Consider the following 24,495-nt stretch of genomic DNA (forward strand, 5'->3'; position numbering starts at 1 on the left):
AATATTTTATTATGTAAAAGAATTGCTAGTTTTCCTATTAAAAGTTATGATTAAATGAGAAAAAGATTAAAGGAGAGTAATAATGACTGAATATTTTAAATTAAGCAATGAATTAAACATTCCCAAAGTTGGATTAGGTACTTGGCAAGTAAAAAACAATGAAGAAGCAAGTAATGCCGTCACCATCGCCTTAAAAAACGGTTACCGTTTAATTGATACTGCTGCTATTTATCAAAATGAAGAAGCAGTAGGTCTTGGTATCAAAGCATCCGGCATCGCTCGTGAAGATATTTTTGTTACTAGTAAAGTTTGGAATTCTGATCAAGGATATGATACAACGATTCAAGCCTGTAAAGATAGTTTGGCACGTTTACAACTTGATTATTTAGATTTATATCTCATTCACTGGCCAACAGCAGGTAAATATGTTGAAACTTGGCGCGCTATGGAAACTCTTTATAAAGAAGGTTTAGTTAAGGCAATTGGTGTCTCAAATTTCCATCAACATCATTTAGAAGATGTGTTAGAGATCGCGACTATTGTTCCTATGGTTAACCAAATTGAATTACATCCTGAATTAAGCCAAGAAGAATTAGTTAATTATTGTAAAGCTAAAGGCATTGTTGTTGAAGCATACTCACCTTTAGCACATGGAAAATTACTTAACCATCCTACTATAGAAGAAATAGCCTCTAATAAAGGCAAATCGATTGCCCAAATTATTTTACGATGGATTATTCAACGAGACATTATTGCACTTCCAAAATCCATCACAGAATCACGTATTATTGAAAATGGAGAAATTTTTGATTTTAAACTGACAGATGAAGAAATGAATATAATGAATAGTTTAAATACAAATACTCGAGTAAGTGCTGATCCCGATAATTTCGACTTTTAGTTATAAATTAGCAGCTAACAAAATCCGTCTCTTTCATGTTTTAGTAGCATGAAAGAGACGGATTTTTATTTTAATATTAAACATATCCTTTTCCATCTTTTCCCTAAGAAAAATTCCAAACGATTAAAAAAAGATCCAGTAAGAAGACAAAAAAGACCCCCTACCGAAAAATATTCACCCATCTTGAAAATTGGCACACTACTCCTTAGTGGAGCAATTTGAATGCAGTTTCAACAAATAGGCTTAGTTTTTCAATAGAAGATCCCTCATTTAGTTTATTTCTTTAGATTAGCACGTAGTTAATTAGTAAGCTAAAAATTATTTTTCAAACTTATCCTTAACATCTTCGACTTTATCTTTCACTTCTGATGCCACTTCTTTTACTTTCCCAACTGCTTGATCTACCAATCCTTCTGCTTTTTGTTTATCATTCCCTGTAATATCTCCTGCAACTTCTTTAGCTTTACCCTTTAATTTATCTACTGTCCCTCTATCTGTCATGATGATTCCTCCATTTCTTCTATTTATGATTTACGTCCTGTAAAGAAAGAAACAACCGCAACTAAGATAACGGCACCTACAATGGAAGGGATCAATGCCATTCCAGCAAGCGATGGTCCCCACGAACCTAATATAGATTGTCCAATTGAGCTACCTATCAATCCTGCGATAACATTAACTATCCACCCCATTGATTGACCTTTATTAGTTATTCCACCTGCAATTGCTCCGATGATACCACCTACAATTAATGACCAAACAAGCCCCATAATATCCCTCCTATTTCCTCAAATTAAACGTGAATATTGGCGTTTATCTATCCTAACTATATATTCATTTTACCCTCATTAAGAATGAAAACGCAAACATTTAGCTTTTAATCGATACATAATATTAAAATGTGTATATAAAAACCAGAAGAATTGAATTCACAACACTTCTGGTTTTTATATTATTAATCATTAATACCAATTAGCATGAAAATCGCCTGGCATATCGACTCTTTTAAACGTGTGTGCGCCAAAATAATCTCTTTGTGCTTGAATAATATTAGCAGGTAATTGAGCACTGCGATAAGAATCATAATAAGAAATAGCTGAACTTAATGTTGGCACAGGAATTCCTGATGCAATTGCTAAATTTGCTACCTCTCTTGCAGATTCTTGATAACGTTTCGTGATATCGATAAAGTATTCATCTAACAATAAATTATCTAATTCAGGATTACGTTCATAGGCCTCTGTAATTTTTTGTAAGAATCGGGCACGAATGATGCAACCTTCACGAAATATTTGAGCAATTTCGCCAAAATTCAACTGCCAATTGTACGTTTCACTAGCCACTTTATATTGGGCAAACCCTTGAGCATAGCTCATGATCTTACTGAAATATAACGCTTGTCTAATTTTTTCGACCAATTCATCATTATCTTTGTCTTCTACAATTGTTGGGCCAAATAATAACTTACTAGCAATGACTCGCTCGTCTTTTATCGTAGAAATGTATCGTGCAAAAACGGCTTCAGTAACCAGAGGTAACGCTACACCTAAATCTAATGCACTCTGACTTGTCCATTTACCTGTTCCCTTGTTACCTGCACTATCTAAAATCATTTCAACTAACGGCTGTTGTGCCTTTTCGTCTTGTTTAGTTAATAAGTTAGAGGTGATTTCAATTAGGAAGCTATCCAATTCTCCCTCATTCCATTCTTTAAAAATATCGGCAGTTGACTCTATTGAGACACCCCTTAATTTACGAAGTAAGTCATAAGACTCAGCAATTAGCTGCATATCGCCGTATTCAATCCCATTATGAACCATCTTAACAAAGTGACCCGCGCCATCTCCACCCATATAAGCGACACAAGGTTTCCCATCTGTTGCCTTTGCAGCGATTTTTTCTAACATTGGGGCAATTAAACGATAGGCTTCTTCTTCTCCTCCTGGCATCAAAGCAGGTCCTTTTAATGCACCTTCTTCGCCACCAGAGACACCCATTCCAATAAAATGAATACCAGAATCAGCTAATTCCTTATGACGTCTTCTAGTATCTTGGAAGAATGTATTACCGCCATCTACTAAGATATCCCCTTTTTCTAAAAATGGAAGAAGTTGATTGATCATTTGATCGGTAGGATTTCCTGCTTGGACCATCAAAATAATACGTCGAGGTGTTTCTAAGTTATTAACAAATTCCTCTATGTCATAAGCCGCCCATAGATTTTTATCTGAATTTTCTTCAATGACTAATTTTGTTTTTTCTGCTGTTCGGTTATAAATCGCCACATGATAGCCTTTGCTTTCAATGTTTAAAGCTAAATTTTTTCCCATAACCGCCATACCGACTACACCAACTTGTTGTTTCATACGCTTCTATCCTCTTTTTCTATAAACTTAGGTAATTGCTCTTTATAAATAGCGTTTACAATTTGACTCGCTTTAATTGAAATAGCTGGCGTCATAATAGGACTCGTCTGTTTATTTTGTAAAAGACACTCATTAACATGATTGATTTCAAATAAAAATTCTGATTTCATTGGAAATTTTTTGTTAATGGTTTCTTTGTCGTATAACTCAACTTGACAGTTATCTGATTTCCAGAAATTAGGAATCGTTATCTTTCCTTTTTCGCCATATATTTCTATTCTACTATCCACCACGATATCTTTACTAATTAAAATACTGACCATTGTTTGTTCGCCAATTCTACCGTTAATTACTACACCATCGTCAGAAATAGGTGGCTTAATCGTCATGACGCCTTTGATATCTGTGAAAGCTTCACCAAATGTTGATAAAATAAATTCAAGTGCATAAGTGCCTGCACCATTTAGAATGCCACCACCATTATCTAGGGATTTAAACCATTCTCCACGTTTAGCTCCCGTATGACAACTAATAATATTTACCCACTGGATGTTACCAAGTACTTGATCATCAATCAATTCTTTAACGTATTGATGAACCGGTAAAAAGACTGATTTTTGAGCTTCCATTAGAAAGACATTATTTTTTTCAGCGAGATCGAACAATTCTATGACTTCTTCTGGATGACTACAAATTGGTTTTTCACATAAGACATTTTTTCTTTTATTTAAGGCTTCCTTTGCAACTTCATAATGGCCGCCATTGTAATTTGCAATATAGATGACATCTACTTCTGGGTCATCCATAATTTCAGAATAACTACCGTAATAATTAGGGATAGATAATTCTTCAGAAAATTCTTTAGCTTTTTGAATCGAACGTCCCGCAATGGCCACCACTTCACCATGCTCGCTTTGTCGAACGCCTTCAACAAAACGTGGCACGATGGTAGCTGTACTGACAATACCATAGTTTACTTTTTTCATATTCTTGCTCCTTTTTATCTAGCAGGCATTAATCCGAAAAATTTTCTTTGTTTCGTTTCATAAGCTAATACTTCTGCTGGTTGTAATGGTTTCTTAATTGTTGCATAAATTAAACCGGTAACCACTGAACCTATCAACCAAGCTGAGATAAACCCTAGAGGATTCGTCATCATAGGAATAACAAACACGCCCCCATGTACCGCTGGTGATTCAGTTTTAAATAACATTCCTAAGCCACCTGTTAGTGCTGCTCCTGGAATTGTTGAACAAAGTACGCGAATTGGATCTTGCATAGCAAAAGGAATTGCTGCTTCAGTAATATAACAGAATGAAAGTGGTACTGCTGCTTTAGCATTTTCAATGTCTGCCTGTGTAAATTTTTTCTTATTGAAGAATACGGCTAAAGCCATACCAAGTGGTGGTGTCATTCCCGCTGCCATTTTTGCTGCTGTTGATGCATAGTTTCCTTGTGCATTCAAGGCTGTGGCAAAAGATGAGGCAATCTTGGTAATCGGACCACCAAAGTCTACTCCCCAGAAACCACCTAACACTGAACCAAAGATGAATTTAGAACCACCTTGTAATGAATTCAGGAAATCTTCAATAACTTTAGTGAATAATGCAATGGGAGCACCTAAAACGAATTGGAATAATGCCCCTACTGTTAATGTTACAAATACTGGAATAATTAAAATTGGCACCATTCCTGTTAACCAACTTGGCACTTTCCATGTTTTAATCCATTTAACCATGTAACCAATTAAAAACCCACCAAGCATCCCACCAATAAACCCTGCTTTAATCTCTTGAGAAAGCAACCCAATCGCAAGGGCTGGTGCAATGGCTGGACGATTACCTATTGTATAGGCAATACCCGCACATAAAACTGGCACCGCAAACAGCATCGCTTCAACACCAATAAAGTTGATTTTATACGCAAACGTACCAATCATATCTGGATTAGTGGCAATATCATACCCACCAATTGCTTTACCTATGGCTGTAATAATTCCTCCTGCCACAATGACAGGAATCATATAGGACACACCGGTCATGAAAGAATTCTTCATTTGCGTGGTCCATTTAACCTTTACTTGCTTTTTCTTTCTTTCAATTTTAGCCATTAAGAAATCGCCTCCATAACCTCTTCTATAATGCCATTAGCATCTTTCACAGCCTCTTGAACGCCACATTCTAACGTTGGTAATGAATCAAAACGATCTGAATCTCTTATAGAAACATCTGATGCGATAATTGCTGCATCTGCTTGTGCAATATCTGCATCTGTAATCACATTTTCTGGCCCTTGAGCTCCTTGTGTTTCAATTTTAATCGTAATGCCTTTGCTTTCAGCTGCCTTTTTCAAATTTGCTGCCGCCATGTATGTATGGGCGATTCCTACTGGACAACTCGTAACTGCGACTATTTTCATTATAATTTCCTCCTGAATGTATATGATTTATTTTTTATTCAAATATTTGGTAAACGTCTTCAATTGTTTGTGCAGCATATAAATTTTCTCTAAATTCATCGTCTACTAATTTCATTGAAAGACCCGATAATAACGATAAAAACTCACTATTTTCATCTTTAGGAACCGCTAACATAATGATGAACTCTACTGGTTGATCATCTAGTGACTCCCATTTGATTTTCTTTTCTAAATGAATCAAAGAGAAACATGTTTTCTTAACGCCTGCACTTCTAGCATGAGGAATGGCTAATCCCATTCCCATTCCAGTGGCTGTTTCAGCTTCTCTTGCGTATACATCTTTTAGATACTGTTCTTTGTCTGACAAGTAGCCGTTCTCATTCATCAAATCAACGATTTTTTCGATTGCTTCTTCTTTTGTATCACTTTTAAAAGAGAATTTAACTAGTTCTGGTTCCAACATTTCTTTAATATCCATTACACAACTCCTATTATGCAAGAATGCTTTCAATAATTTCAGCGCTCTGTGCATCAATTATTTTTTTTATTTTTTTTGAATCTTGAGAAATCGTTAATAGTTCGCTAAAAATATCAGTAAATTGATTTTTACTCTTTGTACTTAAGGCTAGAAGGAAGACAATTTGAACAGATTCTTTTCCCCATTTAATTGGCTTATTTAGCGTGATACAGACAATCCCTTCTTTTTTGATTGCATCATTACTTGCATGAGGAATGGCTATTTTATTCCCGATTGCTGTAGGCGAAATATCTTCTCTTTCTATCACTTTTTCATAGAAATCTTCTGTTACACATTGACTATTTTCTAGAAGCGTGACAGCTGCTTTGATTGCTTCTTCAACCGTTTTAGCATTGATCTTTGTTTCTATTAATTCTGTTGTGACAAATTGGCTTAAAACTGATTGACTCTGCTTTGAAATATCCAACGCATTCATGATGTTTTTTTGTTCCATTTGATTTAACAGTGGACTAACTTGAATCACTTTTTTCCCGTTCACTTCTAATGGGACTGTTGTAATAATTAGATCACTCGCATAACTGTCAAAGTCGGTGCCAACACTAGATACCGTGTCTAAAACTTCTATATAATTACCAAATAATTGTTCTACTTTTGCTTTAATGAAATTACTCATGCCAATACCTGAGGCACAGACAATTAATAATTTCTTTTTCTTATATTTCAGTTGTTCTAATCTCGTGATTGCCGCCTCGATATGCATGGCGATATAAGCAATGTCTTCTTCTTTAATCTTGTAGCCGTATGCCGTTTCGATTTTCACTACTAATTCAATGGCCATTTCAAACGATTCACCGTAAACAGATTTCATTTGTTCAAGCCAGGGATTCGAAATAGTTATTCCATAGTAAGCCCTATTTAATAAAGGTTTCAAATGCATTAACAAACTTTTGATGAAATACTTATCTTCATGCAAATTATAAGAATAATGACTTTCTATTTCCTTTAACCATTCTAATAACTGAGCGTCTAACACTTCATCCACGAAATATTGATTGAGTTCGTGCTCATTCAAACTTACTTTACTGGCCTTTGCACTTAAAAAATGAATAGTAAAAAAGGCAATTTCAGCTATTGGGAGTGTCACACTAAATTTATTTTCCAATTTTTTTGTATAACTATCGGCTACTTTCCAATCATGTGTCTCTTTTAATTTATGAATTTCTTTGTCATCAATTTGTACTAGCTGTTTTTCTTTCATTCTTAGAAGGGCAACCATTGTATAAATCAACACGTCATAATAAGTGTTATCTGAGAGCAAAAGCTTATATTCTTTTATTGTGTCATCTAAACATGCTTGAACACTTTTTATTTCTATATTAGGAATGGTTTGTTGAATTTGAATCAAGTAATTAGTTTGATTTTGTTTCTGAATCTTCTTTTTGGTCAAATAGACCATCAAATTTCGTTTACTTTCTTCTTTTCCCTTTAATGAGATTCCTTTTCTTAATTCTTTCATTAGCTGTATGTCAAAACCTTTTAAATAGTCTTCAACTTCTATCAATTCCCGATGAACCGCACTAGAACTTGAATAAGTTTTGTCAGCTAATACTTTAATCGATATAGGCTCACTACTTTTTAACAAAATAGTGATTAAACTAATCGTCAGTGAATCTAAAATAGGTTCTTGGATATAACTCATTAATTTGTCCAAATCTTTTTCGTCACATTTGAGCCACATACCTTTTCCAGTTTTTGTTTGTATCTTAAACGGCTCACCTTCAAAGGTATCGTTGATCAATTTAATGGAAGTTTTTATCGTTCGCTCGCTACACCCCACAATTTCAGCTAATTTAGTTGTTGTGATTATTTCTTCCCTATTAAGTAGTAAATAATCTAATATTTTCTTTTCCCTAGATAGTAACACTGTCATCACCTTCCAAAGCCATAATCATCTTGATTACAAGTTAATTGTAAAACGCTTTCTTTACTTTGTTAATTCCATAAATCTCACTAATATAGTGCAACATGCTAATTTTAATAACTAATATTATTTAAATAACTTATCAAATGAGAAAACACCTATTATATTATAGCCTAGTTTATCAATAGAAAAACAAAAACATCGTAACTATTTGTTATATTAATAAGATTCAGCGCATTCTTAAAACGAATTTTAAGACATCGTTAAGTAATAAGAGATTTTATCGTTTTCTCTTTAAATATAAAAATAGGATGAAGCCTAAGCATCATCCTATTTTTATTGCACTCTTTATTTTTCTAATTTTGAAACGGCAGAAAATAGCACATTAAACAAAAAGCCAAGACCAATTGTTAGAGAAATATGTCCTAAGCCTGCTATACCGGAAAGTGCTGGAGAACTTTCATATCCCATCACACTCATGGTACCGTGAACTAACATAATCGTTAAGGTCATACCTAATCCCGTTTGGTAAAAGGCATAGAACTTCTTGTAATTCTTTTCTTGTGTAATATGAAAGTTTTTTTCAAGTAATAACACAATTAAAAAGAACAACATACCTAACGTAAAAGTATGCGTATGTAACCCAGCTAATTGCGTAGGCCCTTCGTAATCAAAAATTTTAGTCATTTCTCGGTAAAACACACCAAAAAATAAACCTGTAATCATATAAATCATACTAACTCGAACTAATTTCTTCATTAATAAAACTCCTTCATAATTTATAGCATCGTTATATTATATATTAAATTGATGGTGAAATAAAATGAAATTTAATCATCTATTTTTAGAGTAATCGAATCAGTATTCATCTTAAATAATACTATATCACCGGATTCGATAATATCCCTATCTGCTGAAAATCAACCATATCCCTCAATATACTGGGCTAACTTTTCAATTAGCATGATACTTTAACTTCATTTTTAAAAATAAACTAAGTTTCATTATTAACCAGAATTGCCATGCCAACTACTGTAACCACACCAGCTGTCCCTTTAATAGCTTTTTCTAATTTTTTTCTGTTAAACTGGTTTTCTAGCCAATAGATTCACCACCTAAATTATTTAGTCTCATTTTTATGATAATATTTGATATTAATTATACCATATTAGTACGTCTAACTAGGAAGCTGAACGTAATCTAAAAAAAGAGCAAAGCACGTTTGTGTCTTACTCTTCTAACAATTATTTAACTATCATTAATTACTTCTTAGAAAATAACTCTTTAACTTCTTCCGGTAGTATTCCCATAAAGTAATCTTCGATATTATCCCAAAACAAAACTGAAAAGTTTTCAATTCTATCAGACATCTTGTAAAATCGTGTTCTTATAAAAGTCACCATATGACTAATGGACCGATTTAATGTTACCAACCATTTCCTAATACTTCTTTTGTATCAATGACAAAACAGAATGCTTTTTCATCAACTGTTTTAATTTTTTTCTTTACAGAGACTATTTTTTCATTTTTTAAGGTACAAATCAATAACATGCTTTGAGCATTTTCAAAGGCACCTGTACTATTTAGTTTAGTAATACCAATATCGTCTTCCGTTGAAAGTCTATCAATTAATGCGCTTGCATTTTTGGTGACAATAAAAATTGTTTTTGCAGCTGAGCCACCCGTCTGTACAAAATCAACAATCTTACCAATTAAATATAATGAAATTAATGAATATAAACCCGTCGTTGTATCAAAAAAGATAAATGAACTTAATACAATTAAACCATCCACTATCCAAACTGATAATCCAAGTGGAATATGTAAATAATCATGGAAAATTTGCTCAAAAACAGCGGTGCCTCCTGTTGAACTTCCTCCCTTAAATACCAAACCAATACCAAAACCTGAAATTATTCCGCCAAAAACAGCGGCTAATAGTCCGTTGTCTTGGTAACTTGGCAATACATTAACCATCTTAACAAATAGTGGGAGTAAAAAAGAGCATAATATTGTATTAACTGTATATTTTTTGCCTAAAAATACAAAGCTAATTAAAAGTAACGGAAAATTGGACCAAAATAATGTAACTTCTGGAGAGATATCAAATAACTTATAGAATAAAATACTTATACCATTCATCCCACCTGCAATAATATTAAATGGAACAAAAAAGAACTGGATCCCAAATGCAATCAGTAATGTACCAATAATCATGTATATCATATTTAAACCTAATAATTTACTTTTCAAAGAAGTAACCTCTTTTCCAATTATGATTTTTAAAACGCCGCTAATATAACGTTGATAAAACTTATCCCTCCACCCTTCATTAAACCACCTCTTTTTATAAATTGTATCAAGAATTGTGGGATTATACAAACTGTAGAAGGAAGGAGCTATTAAGTAATCACTGCTTTTTATATTCCTCATTTACTTTCTCTAAATTATTTTTTAATGTAATCGTTACGGTTGCTCGTTGATTAATATTTTTTATATCAATTGATCCATTCATTTTCTTAATCATCAAAACTGACATATAATTGACAGCTAATTTCATGGTTTTTGTTGTTTTGACTAAATACAAAAATAGGACTGAAGAAGGAAAAATCCATCAGCAGTCCTATTTATTATAGTGCCTATTTATATCATGCTATAGGCTAGCCCACGGAGCCTTCCATTAGATTTTTCAATACTAATAGAGAGTAAAAATAGCTTAATATCAGCGTTTATTAAGGACGATGTCTAAACATAAAATCAATAATATTAATGTAAAATTAAACAAATGGCATTTTGTATGGCATTTTGTTTTTGAGGAGCTATTTCAATAATTAATTTAATTATTCATTTTCTTTAATTTATTTTTCAAAACAAGTAAGAATGTGACTAGCGTGCTCAGGATTAATATAGCAAAATTACTATATTTTCCATTTGTCTGAGGTAGATTTTCATTTAATACATTTTTATCTTTAATACCTACTTCGCTAAACTCTAAATCATTTGACATGGCTTGATCAGAGCTATTATTCCCCTCATTTCCTTCTAAGTTATCTTCAACACCCACAGAATCCGATAAATCATTACCATCTGTTGGGCCGTTTTCCGACAATTCGTTGCCATCCTTATCTGACTCATTACTTCCTGTATCACCTGATAAGTTATCTGGATTTTCAAGAACAAAAACTTTTCTATTAAATCTATATTTTTCCCCAAGTTTATCTACTACTTCATATGTAATAATGTAATTTCCTGGCTTGTTCTTGTCAAAGCCGTTAGATACCACCCGAACAAAGTTACTTGACTACTCTGCCAATAACCAATCTGCAATATAAATAATTGGAATTCCGTCTACTTGCTCTACATCATGATATCTACCCGTTACCACTATTTTTTTATAATTATCTTTGATATTTAAAAGGTTATCCGTTTCATGTGTATTATTTGGTAATTCATATGCCACTTGTACGTAAAGAGTTTCATCTAGTTTTCTTGCAACAAAATCGATTTCTTTACTATCAAGTCTTCCGACATCTACAGTATAACCTCTTCTCTTTAATTCTATGTAAACAATATTTTCTAAACGATTACTATAATTACCGTCTTTTCTGCCAACAGCATTTCTACGTAATCCAGAGTCTACAATAAAGTATTTCCCATTAGTTCTAAGGTATTCTCGTCCTCGAATGTCATATTGTTTTGCTCTATAAAATAAATAGCCATTCTCAAGCAAATCTAAATAACGATTTACAGTATGAGTAGTTGTTTCAACACCTTCACTTTTTAAAGTATTCACAATTTTTGATGCATTAACTAACTGACCAACATTATCTGACAAAAAGCTAATGATTGATTTTAAGGCTGTAGGATCTTTTACACCTGCTCTTAACGCAACATCATTTAAAACGATTGTATCAAAAATTCCAGATAAAATAGTATCTTTAATGGATTCTTCTGCAATGACAACGCTAGGAAATCCACCATATTTTTCGTATTCATCGTAAGCAGCATCTACTCTACGAGAATCTGCTTCAATTCCTTTTACGCTTAAAAATTCATGAAAAGAAAATGGATAAATTGGAATTTCAATATAGCGCCCACTTAAAAGTGTAGCTAATTCACCTGATAGCATGTTTGCGTTTGAACCTGTAATTATAATGTCACTATCGAAACTAACTCGAATACCATTAACAACTCGCTGCCAACCTTCCACAACTTGAATTTCATCAAACAACAAATAAATTTTTTTATTATCTTTTGGGATTAATTCATTCAATTTTTCACGAAATTTTTCTTCAGTTGTAATTGTCTGATAGTCAAAGCTTTCAAAATTCATGTAAATGATGTGATCCTCAGGTACATTTTCTTGTAGTAAGTATTCTTTAAAAAGCATTAATAAGACTGACTTTCCAGAACGGCGTACTCCTGTAATAACCTTTATGAAGTCAGAATCTTTAAATTGGATAAGTTGCTTAAGGTAAGTAGGTCTTTGAAACATCTCTATCACTCCTTCGAAGTAAACTTCTATTTAATATTAATTTTATCATTATTTGAAGTTAACTTCAAATAATGTCATTTTGTATAAATTAAAGAAGTTTAAACAACGGACTAGGATGAGAAAATAACCAATAAAATTTGGAATGGCAACACTTTTTTAAACAAATTTTATTAGGTGTCTTTTCAATTTTTCTATTACCCGATTGATCTTGAGCCTGAGACTCTACAAATATGAAATATTCGCGATGAGATTAAGCCATATAAATATTAATCGCTCATCGAAGAGTATCATATTGGTGATCACCCTCAAAGCAAGTTTCACTAAATTCTTCTTTATACCCCTCTGGCGTTTTATAGACCCATGCGCCGTGCAGACGCCAGTTTTTCCACCGATTCACATAATCAAACAGTTCAACCGCTGATTCTTGTTTGGTTTTAAAGTTTTTAGAATAAACAAATTTCATTTTGAATGATTTGTAAGTTGATTCAGACACTTATAAAACACCGGGGGTAATTAATATTCTTTAATAATTTCTGTACGCGGTTTTCCTGATTGGTATAAATCGACCATCTGTTGTTTAAATTTTTTGGAATAGGTTCTTCTTTCTCTTTTATTAGACATGGTATTTTTCTCCTCAGTGTATTTTTTATATTGTCACACACCTTATTTTTTCTGTCTATATAAGTGTAACCTATCCAAGCTAATAAAATTAAAGGAACTTTAACCTATCGCCCTACTTGTTGTGAAAAATGGCCATAAAACCACTAAAACACAACTTTCACCCTTTAGAAATAAACTTACTTATCTAGAGCTTAAACGTTCTAGATTCCGTTGTTATACCTGCGGTTCTACTTTTATTGCCTCAACGCCTATCGTAGAAAAGAATCACCACATTTCTAGGGAACTGAAATACCAAATCATGCATGAATTACTACGTGTTTCTTCACGTAAAGATATCGAAGATTGCTATTTTGTTTCAGATACAACAATCCTTCGCGTACAAAAAGAACTAGCTAAACAACGCATCGTTAATAAGAATTATTTACCTAGTATTCTATGTATAGATGAGTTTAAATCAATGAAATCTTGTGAAGGCTCTATGAGTTTTATTTGCGTAGATGGCGTAAGAAATGAATTGTTTGAAATCCTTGAAGACAGACGTTTACAAAAACTAGTGAACTACTTCATGACCTTTTCTCGTCAAGCAAGAAAAGCAGTTAAATACCTTGTGATGGATATGAATGGCAGTTATGCACAATTACTAAAAACCGTCTTTCCGTGCGCTGAAATTGTGACGGACCGTTTCCATATTGTCCAACATATTAACCGTACTTTCAATCAATTTAGAGTAAAAATAATGAACAGCTTACATAATCACCAATCGGAAGATATGAAGAAATATCGCCGCTTAAAACGCTATTGGAAGCTTCTTTTAAAAGACACTGATTCATTAGATAATACGTCTCAACATTATCATTCCCTCTTCAAACGTGAATTATTTCAACAAGAAATAATTCATGAATTACTTACATATAATGATGATTTAAAATTGGCTTATGAAACGGTTCAGCTACCTCAAGAATTGCCCTTATGGTTCAGAAAGAAATTAACCTTCTTTAACAAGTACGAACAAGGGATTAAACAATAAGATTAAACTAATTAAACGAATTTCTTATGGCTATCGTCATTTCAAAAAATTACGCGATCGTATTTATATTATTCAAGGATTAATGTTCCAGTTAATCCCTAAAAAGAAATCAAAAAAGGTGAAGAACGAACTCTTCACCTAACGAACTAATTTTATCGGATTTAGACGCCATCAACACCATTTGACGAAGAGCCTTAATCAAAACCTCCAGTGTGAACTGGAGGTTTGCTCTGCGGCTGAAAGCCTCTTTTACCGGCCTGGGCCTAAAAGGCCTACCGATTGGTCTCCCTTTTGCACCACACTTACTCACTGATTCTTAAAGAATCACTTTATTTTCTCTTATTTTTTTGTCCTGTAAACGGATCGTATTCTTCGAATAAGGTTAATTGATCCTCTACACCAAAATTTTCTATTCCCATAACGATATTTCAACTCGGCATGTCTATCGAATATCATTAAACTACTTTTTCCTTTTAAATATCCTATAAATTCCGAGACACTCGTTTTTGGTGGAATACTTACCAACATATGGATATGATCTTTACATGCGTTAGCTTCAATAATTTCTACACCTTTTCTGTCACATAATGCTCTTAATATTTCTCCGATACTTTTTTTATACTTTCCATATATGATTTGGCGTCGATATTTCGGTGCAAATACTATATGATACTTACATTTCCAGGTTGTATGTGATAAACTTTGATTGTCTTTTCTCATAAAAGACACCTCCTAAATGATTTGATGTTGTGGTCGGGAAACCAACTTTATCTTATCATTTTAGGAGTTTTTTTTGTTACCACGCTGGAAGCTCCCTGAACCACCCGCATAGCAGGTGGTTTTCAAAACATATAAAAAAAGCCCAAAACACTGATTTAATAGTGTTCCGATCTATTTGATTTATATTATGTTTAGGATAAGCCCACTGATCCCTCCAATGAAAATTTGGAAGATAATTAAATGATATAAGCAATAATATCAGCACTCTCTGAGTTGAGAATACTGATACTATTGCTGTATGATATTGCTTAATAGAGATGTTTTTTAAAGAAATTTATATCATAACGTTATTAAAAAACAACAATTACAACCTCCAAATTTTCACACTTTATTATACGCTTTTTTAAAATTCACTAATAATTTTTGATGATCTTTAGTGGTTCCTAAATAATTTTTTAATACAGGTTCTATATATTCTTCCCATAATAATTCAAAATCTCCTTGTAGTTCCTCTATTTTCAAGAAATATCCGACACCAATATGATGTTTTTCATCTAATTCAATTGTTGAACTAATAGCTTTATTTAATGAAAGCATTCGATTAATAGTTTCTTTTCCTTGAGGTAATGAATCTAATTTTTCCAATTGCTCTGGCATGGTTGAAGGAACTGTTAAAACTCTAAATTTCCTAAATAATTCCTGCTTTTTCGCTTGGGAGTTATTGATACTACTCATAGTTCCAATAATGTATACATTTTCTGGAATAAATGAGTGCTGATTATTTCTACCTAATAATTTTTGATATTTTGAAATAATTTTTCCTTTTACCCCTCTATTCTCTCTTTCCATAGCAAAACTTAATTCTCCAAAAATATTAATAAAGTTACCTTGATCAATTTCATCAATAACAAATACAAAAGGTTTTGGTTGACTTATTTTTCCCATGTCATAATAATCATTCAAATCAAAATGTCTTTTTAATTCCTCTATAATCAGTTTTGAATAATCAATTTCTCTATTTTTATAAGGAGAATCATTATTTAAATATATTTGATATAAATCATCTTTAGTATAGGTATGTCTATTTTGCCCTTTAATCCTTACCCCTTGATTTTCTGCTTGGAAATAAGGTTGTATTTGAATTACTTCCCCGCTAGTATTCTTTATTTCATAAGAAGCTGTTTCTGTATTTTTAAAATTATTCTTAACTTTTTCAAAAAAAGCATCCCACGACTCTTCAAAAAAATCTGTTCTTACATGGTTTTCGTTTAAATTAACTCGATTTAAAAATTCAGTGAAAATGCCTGGTCTAATTCTATACTGCATTTTTTGTTCTTCATCAATTATTAATTTTGCACCGCCAACAAAATCATCGTAAGCATAATCTTGATGAAATTGAATAAATTCAAATTGGTCATGATTATTTAACTCCTCAATTGAAATACCAATCATTTCAGAGGCTATTTTTTTTGCTAAATAAGTTTTTCCAACACCACTAGGACCTGTTAGAATAATATTTTTTGAAACAAAAGTTTTTTCTATATATTCGAGTATTCCTTCTTTTTCTTCTAAAGAATCATTTATTTTAAGCGATTCATTCTCAGGTAAAACTTCTTGCTCATTAATATCAACATGACTTTTGCCATTATTTAATTTTTCCAAGATACTAAATAATTTTTCATAAGAATAACTATTTCCTAATGCTATCTTGTTCGATGATACATGCCATACACTATCATAAATCCCCCTCATTGAAGCAATTGATTTTTTTTCTAAAAAATTACCAATTGACTGTTTGGGATGGCTTGTCGACAGAAGAACAAAGTTTTTTTGATACAGTGTTGCTTGCGAATCATAATACAAGAAAACATCTCCAAACTTTATAAAGGGAAATTCTACTAAATTATGACCATCCATAAATTCCCTAGTTAGTTCAATATCCGATAAAAGAGTTTCTCTCTTGCTCTCAATCAATTTAAAATAATTTTCACGTCCTATATTATTCGCTATTATTTGACTTCTAGCATCTTCAATTGCTGTTAAAAATTCATCAAGATATATTTTAAATTTATTAATGGATGCTTCTCTTGAATTCATTATGATTTCTTCATTTAATTCCTTTGTTACTTCATGATTAATTAATGTTTTAGAAGCTTTTGCAGATTGGACAGGTTGTTTCTTTATAAGATTACTAGATGCTTTCTTTAATCCGGTTCTATAAATTAAAGGTAAACATAAGAAAAAATTATCCGACCAGCCATATTGTTTATACTTTGTAAAAACATCAATAATTAATTTATCTTCATCAAGCTTTACTTTTTTCATTTTAAAAAAAGATTTCACGCGAGTCACGACATCTTTTTCTTTTTTTATATTCCAGCCATCTAAATTTCTAGCTAGGCGTTCAAAATATTGAGGCGTGTATTTTAGTTCAATATGTGCTTCAATTTCCTTTCTTGTGATTTTGTTTTGTTTCAACTGCTGTTTAAAATCATCTTCTGGTTCAAATAGAACCAGTTCCATATTATCTTTGGTATCAAGCATAAACGATTCAAAAACGTTTCTATATGGATTTAAATTTGGACTGTATTCCATCAAATGCAAATCTACTTTTCTTATTTCTTGTAAAATTGCTTGATAATCTGCTGTAAAAATCGGAAAATTTGTCCGTTTAAATTCAGAGAATCTTATTCCTAATGTCTTATTCAATTTAACTGGTTCATTGTATGAATTATTTCGATATAAAGCAAAATTATATTTTTTCCATAAATCTTCAGGAAATTCGTATTTTCTGTCTTTTAACCAAAGTAATTCATCCATTGAAACATCTATTCTATTAATTCCTCTTTTTATTTCATCAGCAACCTTTTGTGAAATATTAAGATGATCCTTAAAGTGAGTAATTCCAAGACCCATTTTTTGATTAGATTTAGTTGATTTAATTACGTATTGATACTTTAATGGATAACCACATTTGCACCGTAAATTCTTGCTTACCTTCTTTTGATAATTCCAATCTACCTCTAATCTATCAAATTCCCATTCTGTATTTTCCAAATACCTTTTCGTAGAAAAAACAGAACGTAATCGATATTTTTTTTGATCATTAACTAGTTGTTTCTCATTCTTAGTTAATTTATTGTATAAAGAATCTCGCTCCTCTTTTAGATAATGTTTTGTACATTCTTTTGGATAATACTTTAAACCATAAGTATTTGGATACCATTTATCAAATAATTGTAAATAATTAATCATTATACTCCCTCTCAAAAAACAATTGTTATTATATTGATTATCATACATTATTATTTGACTAGCAACGATAAAATAGGAACGATTAAATTTAAAATACTCAAGACTGTATTTTTAATGGCATTTCAAAAACATGTGATTGTAGCTCAAACGTATCCAAAACCATTTGACGAAGAGACAAAAAAAAACTCTAAACGTTCATTTAACAACGTTTAGAGCGTATATATAGAAAATAGCCCACGCTACCTTCCAATGAAAACTTGGAAGATAATTAACTAATAAAGACAATAATATCAGCACTCTCTGATTAGAAAATACTGATACTATTGCTACATGATATTGCTTGATAGCAATCAAAACGTACCCAAAAACGAATCCAATTTTGCAGGTAGAGAAGTTGTTTGAATCCTTTTTAATATTTATATAAAACATAATTTTAGCTAACTAATTTTATATACCTCTTTCAAAATAGTTTTTTAAATTTCCAAAATAACTTTCAATCAATCCATCTTCATTTATTTGAAATTTATTAGCTATTTCAAATATTTTTTGGATATTCTCTATATTGTTTTTAGCCATTATAACATATCCAGTACTTAGCTCATTAGTTGGTACTGTCAAAACAATAACATTAAGCATATTTGCTACACGAATGTAACCTTTATTTGCAAGTTTTTGTTTTTCTTTTGTTTCATTGTCGAAATGTCCATAAATTGTATCACCAAGTCCATTAAGATCAACTGGTCCTTCTTTAGAAATCACAATATCGTAATCAGATAAATAAGAATCTAACTCTTCAATCAAGTCTTTTCTAGAATATTTATATTTATTATTCATATTCTTTTTTTCTATCTTATAATTACTTTTTTGCATGAATTTTTCATCCAGCTGTTCATCCATTAATACGGTTATCGAATTATGTAATTTTGATTGAAAAGATTCAATCTCCAATAATCCACTAACTAATTTTTCAATATGAAATAATTCTCTTGAAATTAACCCAATTGAAGGAGCAAATACAATCCCATCTGTTGAAATTTTTTTCTCGTAAAGAAAACTTGGATCTTTACCTATGGTTGGGTGAATAAAACCAAATAAATTTAAACTCATAGCAGGGGCAAGTACAGAGCCTCCACCATCCGTACCCACTCCTACATCATTAATTCTCAAAAATACGTTTATTGCTGTACCACTTGAAGAACCCGTCATTGGTTTACCTGTAATTGGATTTTTCAAATCAATATCTATAGCTCTTCCTGAATGACTAGCTTTATCCACTGTATGATGAAAATAATTTAACGTTTCCATTTTTTTAATCAAGTCATTAGAAATAAGACTTACATTCTTAGTGCCAAAATAATACCCGTTACTGTCACTAATATTATCAATAGAATTAGGGTAAGTTTTAATTACTGATTTGTATGGATTACTTATTGCAACAAATGTTTTTTTAGCGTATTCTTTAATACGATTATTTCTCCTCTTCATAATTCCTCCAAAAAAAGCCTGGATATTATCCAAGCTAATTATTTATTATATTTTTAAGAAAAGAATGACCATTTTGCGGCGATGATACACCAAAGAATTCTGAGACTGTGGCACCAACGTCAGCTAAAGTTAATCGTTCACCAATCATTCTCCCTTGAACTCCTGGACTATAAATCAATAACGGAACGCGTTCCCTTGTATGATTACTATGTCCGATTGTTGGGTCATTTCCATGATCAGCCATTACAATTAATATATCACCTTTATTTAATAATGGTAATAATTCTCCTATTCGTTTGTCACTAAGCTCTAGACGATCTGAATATCTACTAACATCTTCAGCATGCCCCGCTAAATCTGTTTCCTGAATATTAAGAGCAATAAAACCTGTTTCGATAGATTCAATTTCTGAAATCAAACAATCAAAAAGATATTCTGAGTCAACTCCTGGAAATAGTCGCTTACTATCCGTTTGAATAATATCAGCAATTTTACCTAAGAAAGAAACAGTAATCCCAGCTTTGTCAAGAATTGTAGGTGTTTGAACATTTTTCTCAATACCGTAACCTAAATGAACTACCTGATATCCATGATTGTAGACGCCAGATTCTGGTGCATCTACTCCTGCTATCTCATTATTTTTTGTTTTTCTAGCAGCTAAAATATCATCTAACGTGATTTGTTCTCCTCCAAAGGTAATCACTCGAGATACTTCTACAACTTCACGAACTGCATATCCAATTTTTTTTAACTCTTCAAAACTCACTAAATCTAAGCTAGCAGTTACATTATACACCTGACCATAATCTGTTTCTAAATTGTCACCAACTGTAGCATATTCATTGACAACTAGTATTTCAGTTCCTTTATCTCCAACACGTCTTACTTTATAACCATGCTTGTGTAAATTTTCTTCAACAATATCTATTTTTTGATTGAAAGGTTGAATTAAAGGAACTTTCGGCGTAGTCCCCATTATTTCTTGATGCCCTAAAAAAGAATCTGCTCCATGATGTGCAAGGTTAGAAGTTCCATAATTAGAGGTTGTGCTGAAATGATGTTTACCGATTTCATATCCCAATGCATTCATCAATCCTAATTTTTCAAGAACAGGTAGCTGAATTTCAATATTTTGTTCAATAATGTGACCAGCAGTACTACTTCCAATATCTTGAGGCCTTACTTCGATACAATCATTCATTGCACCTACCCCAAAACTATCCAAAACTATTACGATAAATCTACTCATTTTATCACCTTCTAATTAAATTCCCTAAACTGTTATATATTCCTTCAAGTTTTGGAGTTCCCGAGCTGATACCTGATACAACCGCTACATCACTTCTAGTGACGAACACTTGCGTTCTAAATGCCGCGATGACCGTAGAACCAACTGGATGAACTTTATTGCTTTCTAAATAATAATCAATACTTTCATTTCCAAATGGTGCTACTGTATCCTTGGAATAATTTTCATCTTTATCAATTACTAAAATATTTTCAAGATGCCCTCTTCGGTAATACCCTCCTCCATAAAAATATGAATGACCATCTAAAGAATGTGAGATTTCACTGACGTATACCATACTTGGTAATTCTTCTAAATCTAATTTTGCATGAAGAGGCGTAGTACCTGTTAAAGCATGACCCGGCTCTCCCTGTGTTCCTTGTATTCCCTTGATTAGTGGAATTGTAGTACAACAAGTAGCTGAAGGAATATTTAGTTCTTGAACTTCGATGCCATGTTTCTTAAATATATTTCTAGCTGTATTAATAGTTTTCACATTATTTGTGGGCTTCAACTCTTTTTCACCATCAAATAAAAAACAAGGAAAAGAGGTAATACCAGCTATTTTAATATTATCTAACTTCTTAGCTATAGCTATTAATTCTTCTAAGTCCTCTAAATGATAGCCACCAAACTGTCCTTCATATATTTCATCTGTAGGCTCAACAACTTTGATTAATACTTGTTGTACTTTATTTAATTTTTGAGCAACAGTATTTATATTGTTCAACATTTCATTAGAAAATACAGTTATAAATTTGGGTCCATACGCAATTATTCTCTCTAACATGTTTTTGGGTACTTGAACTAGATGACCTACATTACCTATGGGCAAATTATGTTCCATCATTATCAGCGCTTCTTTAAAATCAACGACCACCGCATGACTGATACCCGCTTCAACAATTTTCCGAGATACTAATGGGTTTCTCCCAAACTGTTTCGTCATATAAAAAAGTTCTAATTTATACTTGTCTGCTTTTTCCTTCATCACCTTAGCATTGTGAGTAATCATATCTAAATCTAACACGTACGTATCTGGTAAGATTAATCCTTGTTTATGTAGTTGAGACGCTGCCTCAATAAGTTTGGGATTCCTACGTTTAGTCAGTTCTAAAAACATATTAATCCTCCTTAAGAATATTAATAATATGTAAGTAGAAATAATCTAATTCCGATTCTTCAAATTCATTTCCATTAATCTTTTCTAATTCTGACCAAATAACTTTTGCTTTTTCATATTTTGGATTCATCATAATATCGGAAATAATAAACTCATCTAAACTAGCAACAGCTTCATTTTTAACCCGTCTAGCATCTGCCATCGCCAAATGTGTTAAAAAAACTTCAGCCTCTGCAGATTCTTTAATAATCTCTTTATTCAATAAATATTCTAAAACTTCTAAGGAATAATCTTGTGTCTCTTTGCTAATAACGTCTGTACTAACTAAAATTTCTAGTTTCTGTTTAATCATTGTGCACTCCTTTAATATCTGGGAATAATTTCTCCATCTTTCACTTGCTTTTGTATTTTCAATACATTTTCTTTATCAAATATTTTATTGAAAAAAGCTTGCATTGATTTATCTTCTTCATGACAAATAATCACAGAAGTATTCAAATCTGTTTCAATAAGCGTGTTCTTCAACATTACTGCCTTGAGTTCATGGAGATTTTTATCCTTTATCTCGTCATAATTCCAAATCCCTGCATCAATAATTCCTTCTTTTAATGAATAGATAATTTGATGTCCTGGCATTTCAATCAATTCAACCTGTTTGTTTACTATATTTTCTTGTGTCAATAACTGCTGATCTAACGAACTATAATCAATTGCAATACGCATACTATCTTCAATTGTTTCTTTCGTGGAATCAGAAAACAAAAGAACATGCTGACTAAGATAAGTTTTTTCACCAAAGTCAACCGTTATACAAACTGGTTCACCTTGGTTAATCGCTTGATTGGCAGCAAATTTTGAGACTACAGCAAAGCGATAAGTTTTCATTAATATTGAACGTACCCTTTCCTTTGACCCTCTAATATAAGCAAGATTTAACTTTGAATTATGTTTACTAAATTCATCATAAATACCAGTGGCTAAACCTTCATACAATTTAGAGTAAGGTAATGTCATAGTTCCTAAAATAGATTCAGAAAGAGCATATTCTTGCAAAATAGGATAATTAATTTCTTCGATAAAAGTACCAAGATGCCCTCTGCTAACCAAAGCAATCGCTTTTTCATCTTTTAAATACTTAATTGCAGTTTGAATAGTTCCTCTTGCCACACCATAATGTTCTTGAAATTCCGAAATACTTGGCATTCTATCCCCTTTTTTTAATTGTAGAAAATCTGAAGCAAGTTGATTTATAATTATGCCTTTTTTTGTTAAGAACTTATTGCCCATTTGATCCCTCTTCTCTATACAATACTCATTGCTTTCTTAAGTATTCGAATAATTGTATCCACACCAGCTCTATTTGGGTTAATCCGAATCATTGAGTCCTCAGCTAGAGGATTTGCTGAACGGAATGTTCCCGATACTCGATAGACTAACGGCGCAAATTCATACTTTGATTCTGCACCCACCGGATGAGGAAGTGCTCCTAAAGTTGTTGCTGCTTCAATAATTTTTTTGGCGTTGTTTTCTTTTAAATTGATAACTACAACTTTTGATTGAGCATTAACAACAAAGGCACTTTCTAATCCAGGGACTTCTCCTTTATTAATTCTATCACATAATTCTTCACTAACCTTTGAAGAAATAGCTAATGAAACCGGTGCGTAAATAAGCCCTTTTAACACATCTAAAGCCTCATGACCTTGTACCTGACCACCACCAGAGTAATTTTCTTGTTTTAGTTTATCAAGATAAATTTTATCGCCTACAATACATCCAATGCCTTCAGGACCTAACAACTTAAATGTTGAAAAACAGGCTAAATTGCCTCCTAATTGACTACCAATTCCTTTAGTTTTTAAAGCAGAGTAATTATCATCTGTCACAATAGGAATTGTTTTATCGACAGATTTGATAGTTCCTATAAGTTCTTCTAAATCATAAAAATCATCAATTTTTTGACGAGTCACTTGAATCAACACACCGTCAATCTCATGTTTATTCAGACATTGCTTCACTTCACTTAAATCATTAAAGTTAGCCTCAATCGTATTAATGCCTAACATATCAATAGATACTTTAGTGGTTGGATAAATTGGTGCTTGGTGAACCAATATCGTTTTACCAGTTCCAACGGCACTATGTAAAGCTAATCTAATTGCATTAGTACCAGATCCACGTACCAATAATGCTGATTCACAACCGAAAAAGTGAGCTAAAGTCTCTTCAGTTTTTTTAGTAGTTATTGGTTGATTTAAACCTTTAACTACACCTAAATCACCCCGTGTTAGAATTTCATTTCCAGGAAAAAACCTAGTTATTGAATCTACCAGTTTAAACTGTAAATTAGTCGCTTCCTCTAAAGTTAAACTTTTCAATGGATACGTATTCATTTT

The 24,495-nt window shown here is 32.1% G+C and carries 23 protein-coding genes and 1 pseudogene; 3 read left to right on the top strand and 21 right to left on the bottom strand.

Going from position 1 to position 24,495, the window contains the following annotated elements; translation table 11 throughout:
* Positions 1 to 82: 82 nt before the first annotated feature.
* The gene (locus tag E4Z98_RS05790) at positions 83 to 901 is read left to right on the top strand and encodes an aldo/keto reductase (protein ID WP_135253286.1); all 819 of its coding nucleotides are present in this window, start codon (positions 83 to 85) and stop codon (positions 899 to 901) included.
* Positions 902 to 1,219: 318 nt separating this feature from the next.
* Here the strand turns inward: E4Z98_RS05790 and E4Z98_RS05795 are convergent, their stop codons facing one another.
* From E4Z98_RS05795 to E4Z98_RS05855, 13 genes are all read right to left on the bottom strand, one after another.
* Entirely contained in the window at positions 1,220 to 1,402 is a 183-nt protein-coding gene (locus tag E4Z98_RS05795) for a CsbD family protein (protein WP_135253285.1), read from the bottom strand.
* Positions 1,403 to 1,425: 23 nt separating this feature from the next.
* The gene (locus E4Z98_RS05800; protein WP_135253284.1) at positions 1,426 to 1,671 is read right to left on the bottom strand and encodes a GlsB/YeaQ/YmgE family stress response membrane protein; all 246 of its coding nucleotides are present in this window, start codon (positions 1,669 to 1,671) and stop codon (positions 1,426 to 1,428) included.
* A gap of 192 nt (positions 1,672 to 1,863) precedes the next feature.
* Entirely contained in the window at positions 1,864 to 3,267 is a 1,404-nt protein-coding gene (gene gndA / locus E4Z98_RS05805) for an NADP-dependent phosphogluconate dehydrogenase (RefSeq protein ID WP_135253283.1), read from the bottom strand.
* Entirely contained in the window at positions 3,264 to 4,253 is a 990-nt protein-coding gene (locus E4Z98_RS05810; RefSeq protein WP_135253282.1) for a Gfo/Idh/MocA family protein, read from the bottom strand. The genes gndA and E4Z98_RS05810 overlap by 4 nt, the downstream gene beginning before the upstream one ends.
* A 14-nt stretch (positions 4,254 to 4,267) precedes the next feature.
* On the bottom strand, positions 4,268 to 5,377 hold the full coding sequence (locus E4Z98_RS05815; protein WP_135253281.1) for a PTS fructose transporter subunit IIC: 1,110 nt from the start codon (positions 5,375 to 5,377) through the stop codon (positions 4,268 to 4,270).
* Entirely contained in the window at positions 5,377 to 5,685 is a 309-nt protein-coding gene (locus E4Z98_RS05820; protein WP_135253280.1) for a PTS fructose transporter subunit IIB, read from the bottom strand. The genes E4Z98_RS05815 and E4Z98_RS05820 overlap by 1 nt, the downstream gene beginning before the upstream one ends.
* Before the next feature lie 34 nt (positions 5,686 to 5,719).
* The gene (locus E4Z98_RS05825) at positions 5,720 to 6,163 is read right to left on the bottom strand and encodes a PTS sugar transporter subunit IIA (RefSeq protein WP_167790856.1); all 444 of its coding nucleotides are present in this window, start codon (positions 6,161 to 6,163) and stop codon (positions 5,720 to 5,722) included.
* 13 nt (positions 6,164 to 6,176) lie between these two features.
* Complete coding sequence (locus tag E4Z98_RS05830) at positions 6,177 to 8,093, bottom strand: BglG family transcription antiterminator (RefSeq protein WP_135253278.1); 1,917 nt, start codon at positions 8,091 to 8,093, stop codon at positions 6,177 to 6,179.
* 339 nt (positions 8,094 to 8,432) lie between these two features.
* Positions 8,433 to 8,843, bottom strand: a complete 411-nt coding sequence (locus tag E4Z98_RS05835; protein ID WP_135253277.1) for a DUF2871 domain-containing protein — start codon at positions 8,841 to 8,843, stop codon at positions 8,433 to 8,435.
* Between the two features lie 667 nt (positions 8,844 to 9,510).
* Entirely contained in the window at positions 9,511 to 10,338 is an 828-nt protein-coding gene (locus tag E4Z98_RS05840) for a YitT family protein (protein WP_167790854.1), read from the bottom strand.
* A 583-nt stretch (positions 10,339 to 10,921) separates the two neighbouring features.
* Positions 10,922 to 11,368 carry a DUF5011/hyalin repeat domain-containing protein gene (locus E4Z98_RS05845; protein WP_135253275.1) on the bottom strand — a complete coding sequence of 149 codons (447 nt, stop codon included), beginning with the start codon at positions 11,366 to 11,368 and terminating at the stop codon, positions 10,922 to 10,924.
* Between the two features lie 18 nt (positions 11,369 to 11,386).
* Complete coding sequence (locus tag E4Z98_RS05850; protein WP_135253274.1) at positions 11,387 to 12,580, bottom strand: ATP-binding protein; 1,194 nt, start codon at positions 12,578 to 12,580, stop codon at positions 11,387 to 11,389.
* 274 nt (positions 12,581 to 12,854) lie between these two features.
* The gene (locus E4Z98_RS05855; protein WP_135253273.1) at positions 12,855 to 13,073 is read right to left on the bottom strand and encodes an IS3 family transposase; all 219 of its coding nucleotides are present in this window, start codon (positions 13,071 to 13,073) and stop codon (positions 12,855 to 12,857) included.
* Positions 13,074 to 13,322: 249 nt separating this feature from the next.
* On the opposite strand from E4Z98_RS05855, the gene E4Z98_RS05860 reads away from it, so the two are divergent.
* Positions 13,323 to 14,228 (top strand): ISL3 family transposase, encoded by a 906-nt coding sequence (locus E4Z98_RS05860; protein WP_167790853.1) that lies wholly within the window; start codon positions 13,323 to 13,325, stop codon positions 14,226 to 14,228.
* Between the two features lie 19 nt (positions 14,229 to 14,247).
* Positions 14,248 to 14,370 carry a hypothetical protein gene (locus E4Z98_RS10315; RefSeq protein ID WP_425353664.1) on the top strand — a complete coding sequence of 41 codons (123 nt, stop codon included), beginning with the start codon at positions 14,248 to 14,250 and terminating at the stop codon, positions 14,368 to 14,370.
* A gap of 248 nt (positions 14,371 to 14,618) precedes the next feature.
* Here the strand turns inward: E4Z98_RS10315 and tnpA are convergent.
* The 8 genes and pseudogenes from tnpA to E4Z98_RS05905 form a co-directional block, all read right to left on the bottom strand.
* Positions 14,619 to 14,948, bottom strand: a pseudogene (gene tnpA / locus E4Z98_RS05870) (IS200/IS605 family transposase); the annotation flags it as partial.
* 381 nt (positions 14,949 to 15,329) lie between these two features.
* Positions 15,330 to 18,203 (bottom strand): AAA family ATPase, encoded by a 2,874-nt coding sequence (locus E4Z98_RS05875; RefSeq protein WP_167790858.1) that lies wholly within the window; start codon positions 18,201 to 18,203, stop codon positions 15,330 to 15,332.
* A gap of 447 nt (positions 18,204 to 18,650) precedes the next feature.
* Positions 18,651 to 19,688: an amidase family protein gene (locus tag E4Z98_RS05880; protein WP_135253320.1), complete on the bottom strand. Its 1,038-nt coding sequence runs from the start codon at positions 19,686 to 19,688 to the stop codon at positions 18,651 to 18,653.
* A 34-nt stretch (positions 19,689 to 19,722) separates the two neighbouring features.
* The gene (locus tag E4Z98_RS05885; protein WP_135253321.1) at positions 19,723 to 20,937 is read right to left on the bottom strand and encodes a phosphopentomutase; all 1,215 of its coding nucleotides are present in this window, start codon (positions 20,935 to 20,937) and stop codon (positions 19,723 to 19,725) included.
* Positions 20,938 to 20,941: 4 nt separating this feature from the next.
* On the bottom strand, positions 20,942 to 22,099 hold the full coding sequence (locus tag E4Z98_RS05890) for a YhfX family PLP-dependent enzyme (RefSeq protein ID WP_135253322.1): 1,158 nt from the start codon (positions 22,097 to 22,099) through the stop codon (positions 20,942 to 20,944).
* 1 nt (position 22,100) lies between these two features.
* On the bottom strand, positions 22,101 to 22,451 hold the full coding sequence (locus E4Z98_RS05895; RefSeq protein WP_135253323.1) for a PRD domain-containing protein: 351 nt from the start codon (positions 22,449 to 22,451) through the stop codon (positions 22,101 to 22,103).
* 11 nt (positions 22,452 to 22,462) lie between these two features.
* Entirely contained in the window at positions 22,463 to 23,386 is a 924-nt protein-coding gene (gene yhfZ / locus E4Z98_RS05900; protein ID WP_135253324.1) for a GntR family transcriptional regulator YhfZ, read from the bottom strand.
* 14 nt (positions 23,387 to 23,400) lie between these two features.
* Entirely contained in the window at positions 23,401 to 24,492 is a 1,092-nt protein-coding gene (locus E4Z98_RS05905) for an aminotransferase class V-fold PLP-dependent enzyme (protein ID WP_135253325.1), read from the bottom strand.
* Positions 24,493 to 24,495 lie beyond the last annotated feature (3 nt).

Source organism: Vagococcus xieshaowenii, assembly GCF_004792515.1.
Lineage (GTDB): Bacteria > Bacillota > Bacilli > Lactobacillales > Vagococcaceae > Vagococcus_A > Vagococcus_A xieshaowenii.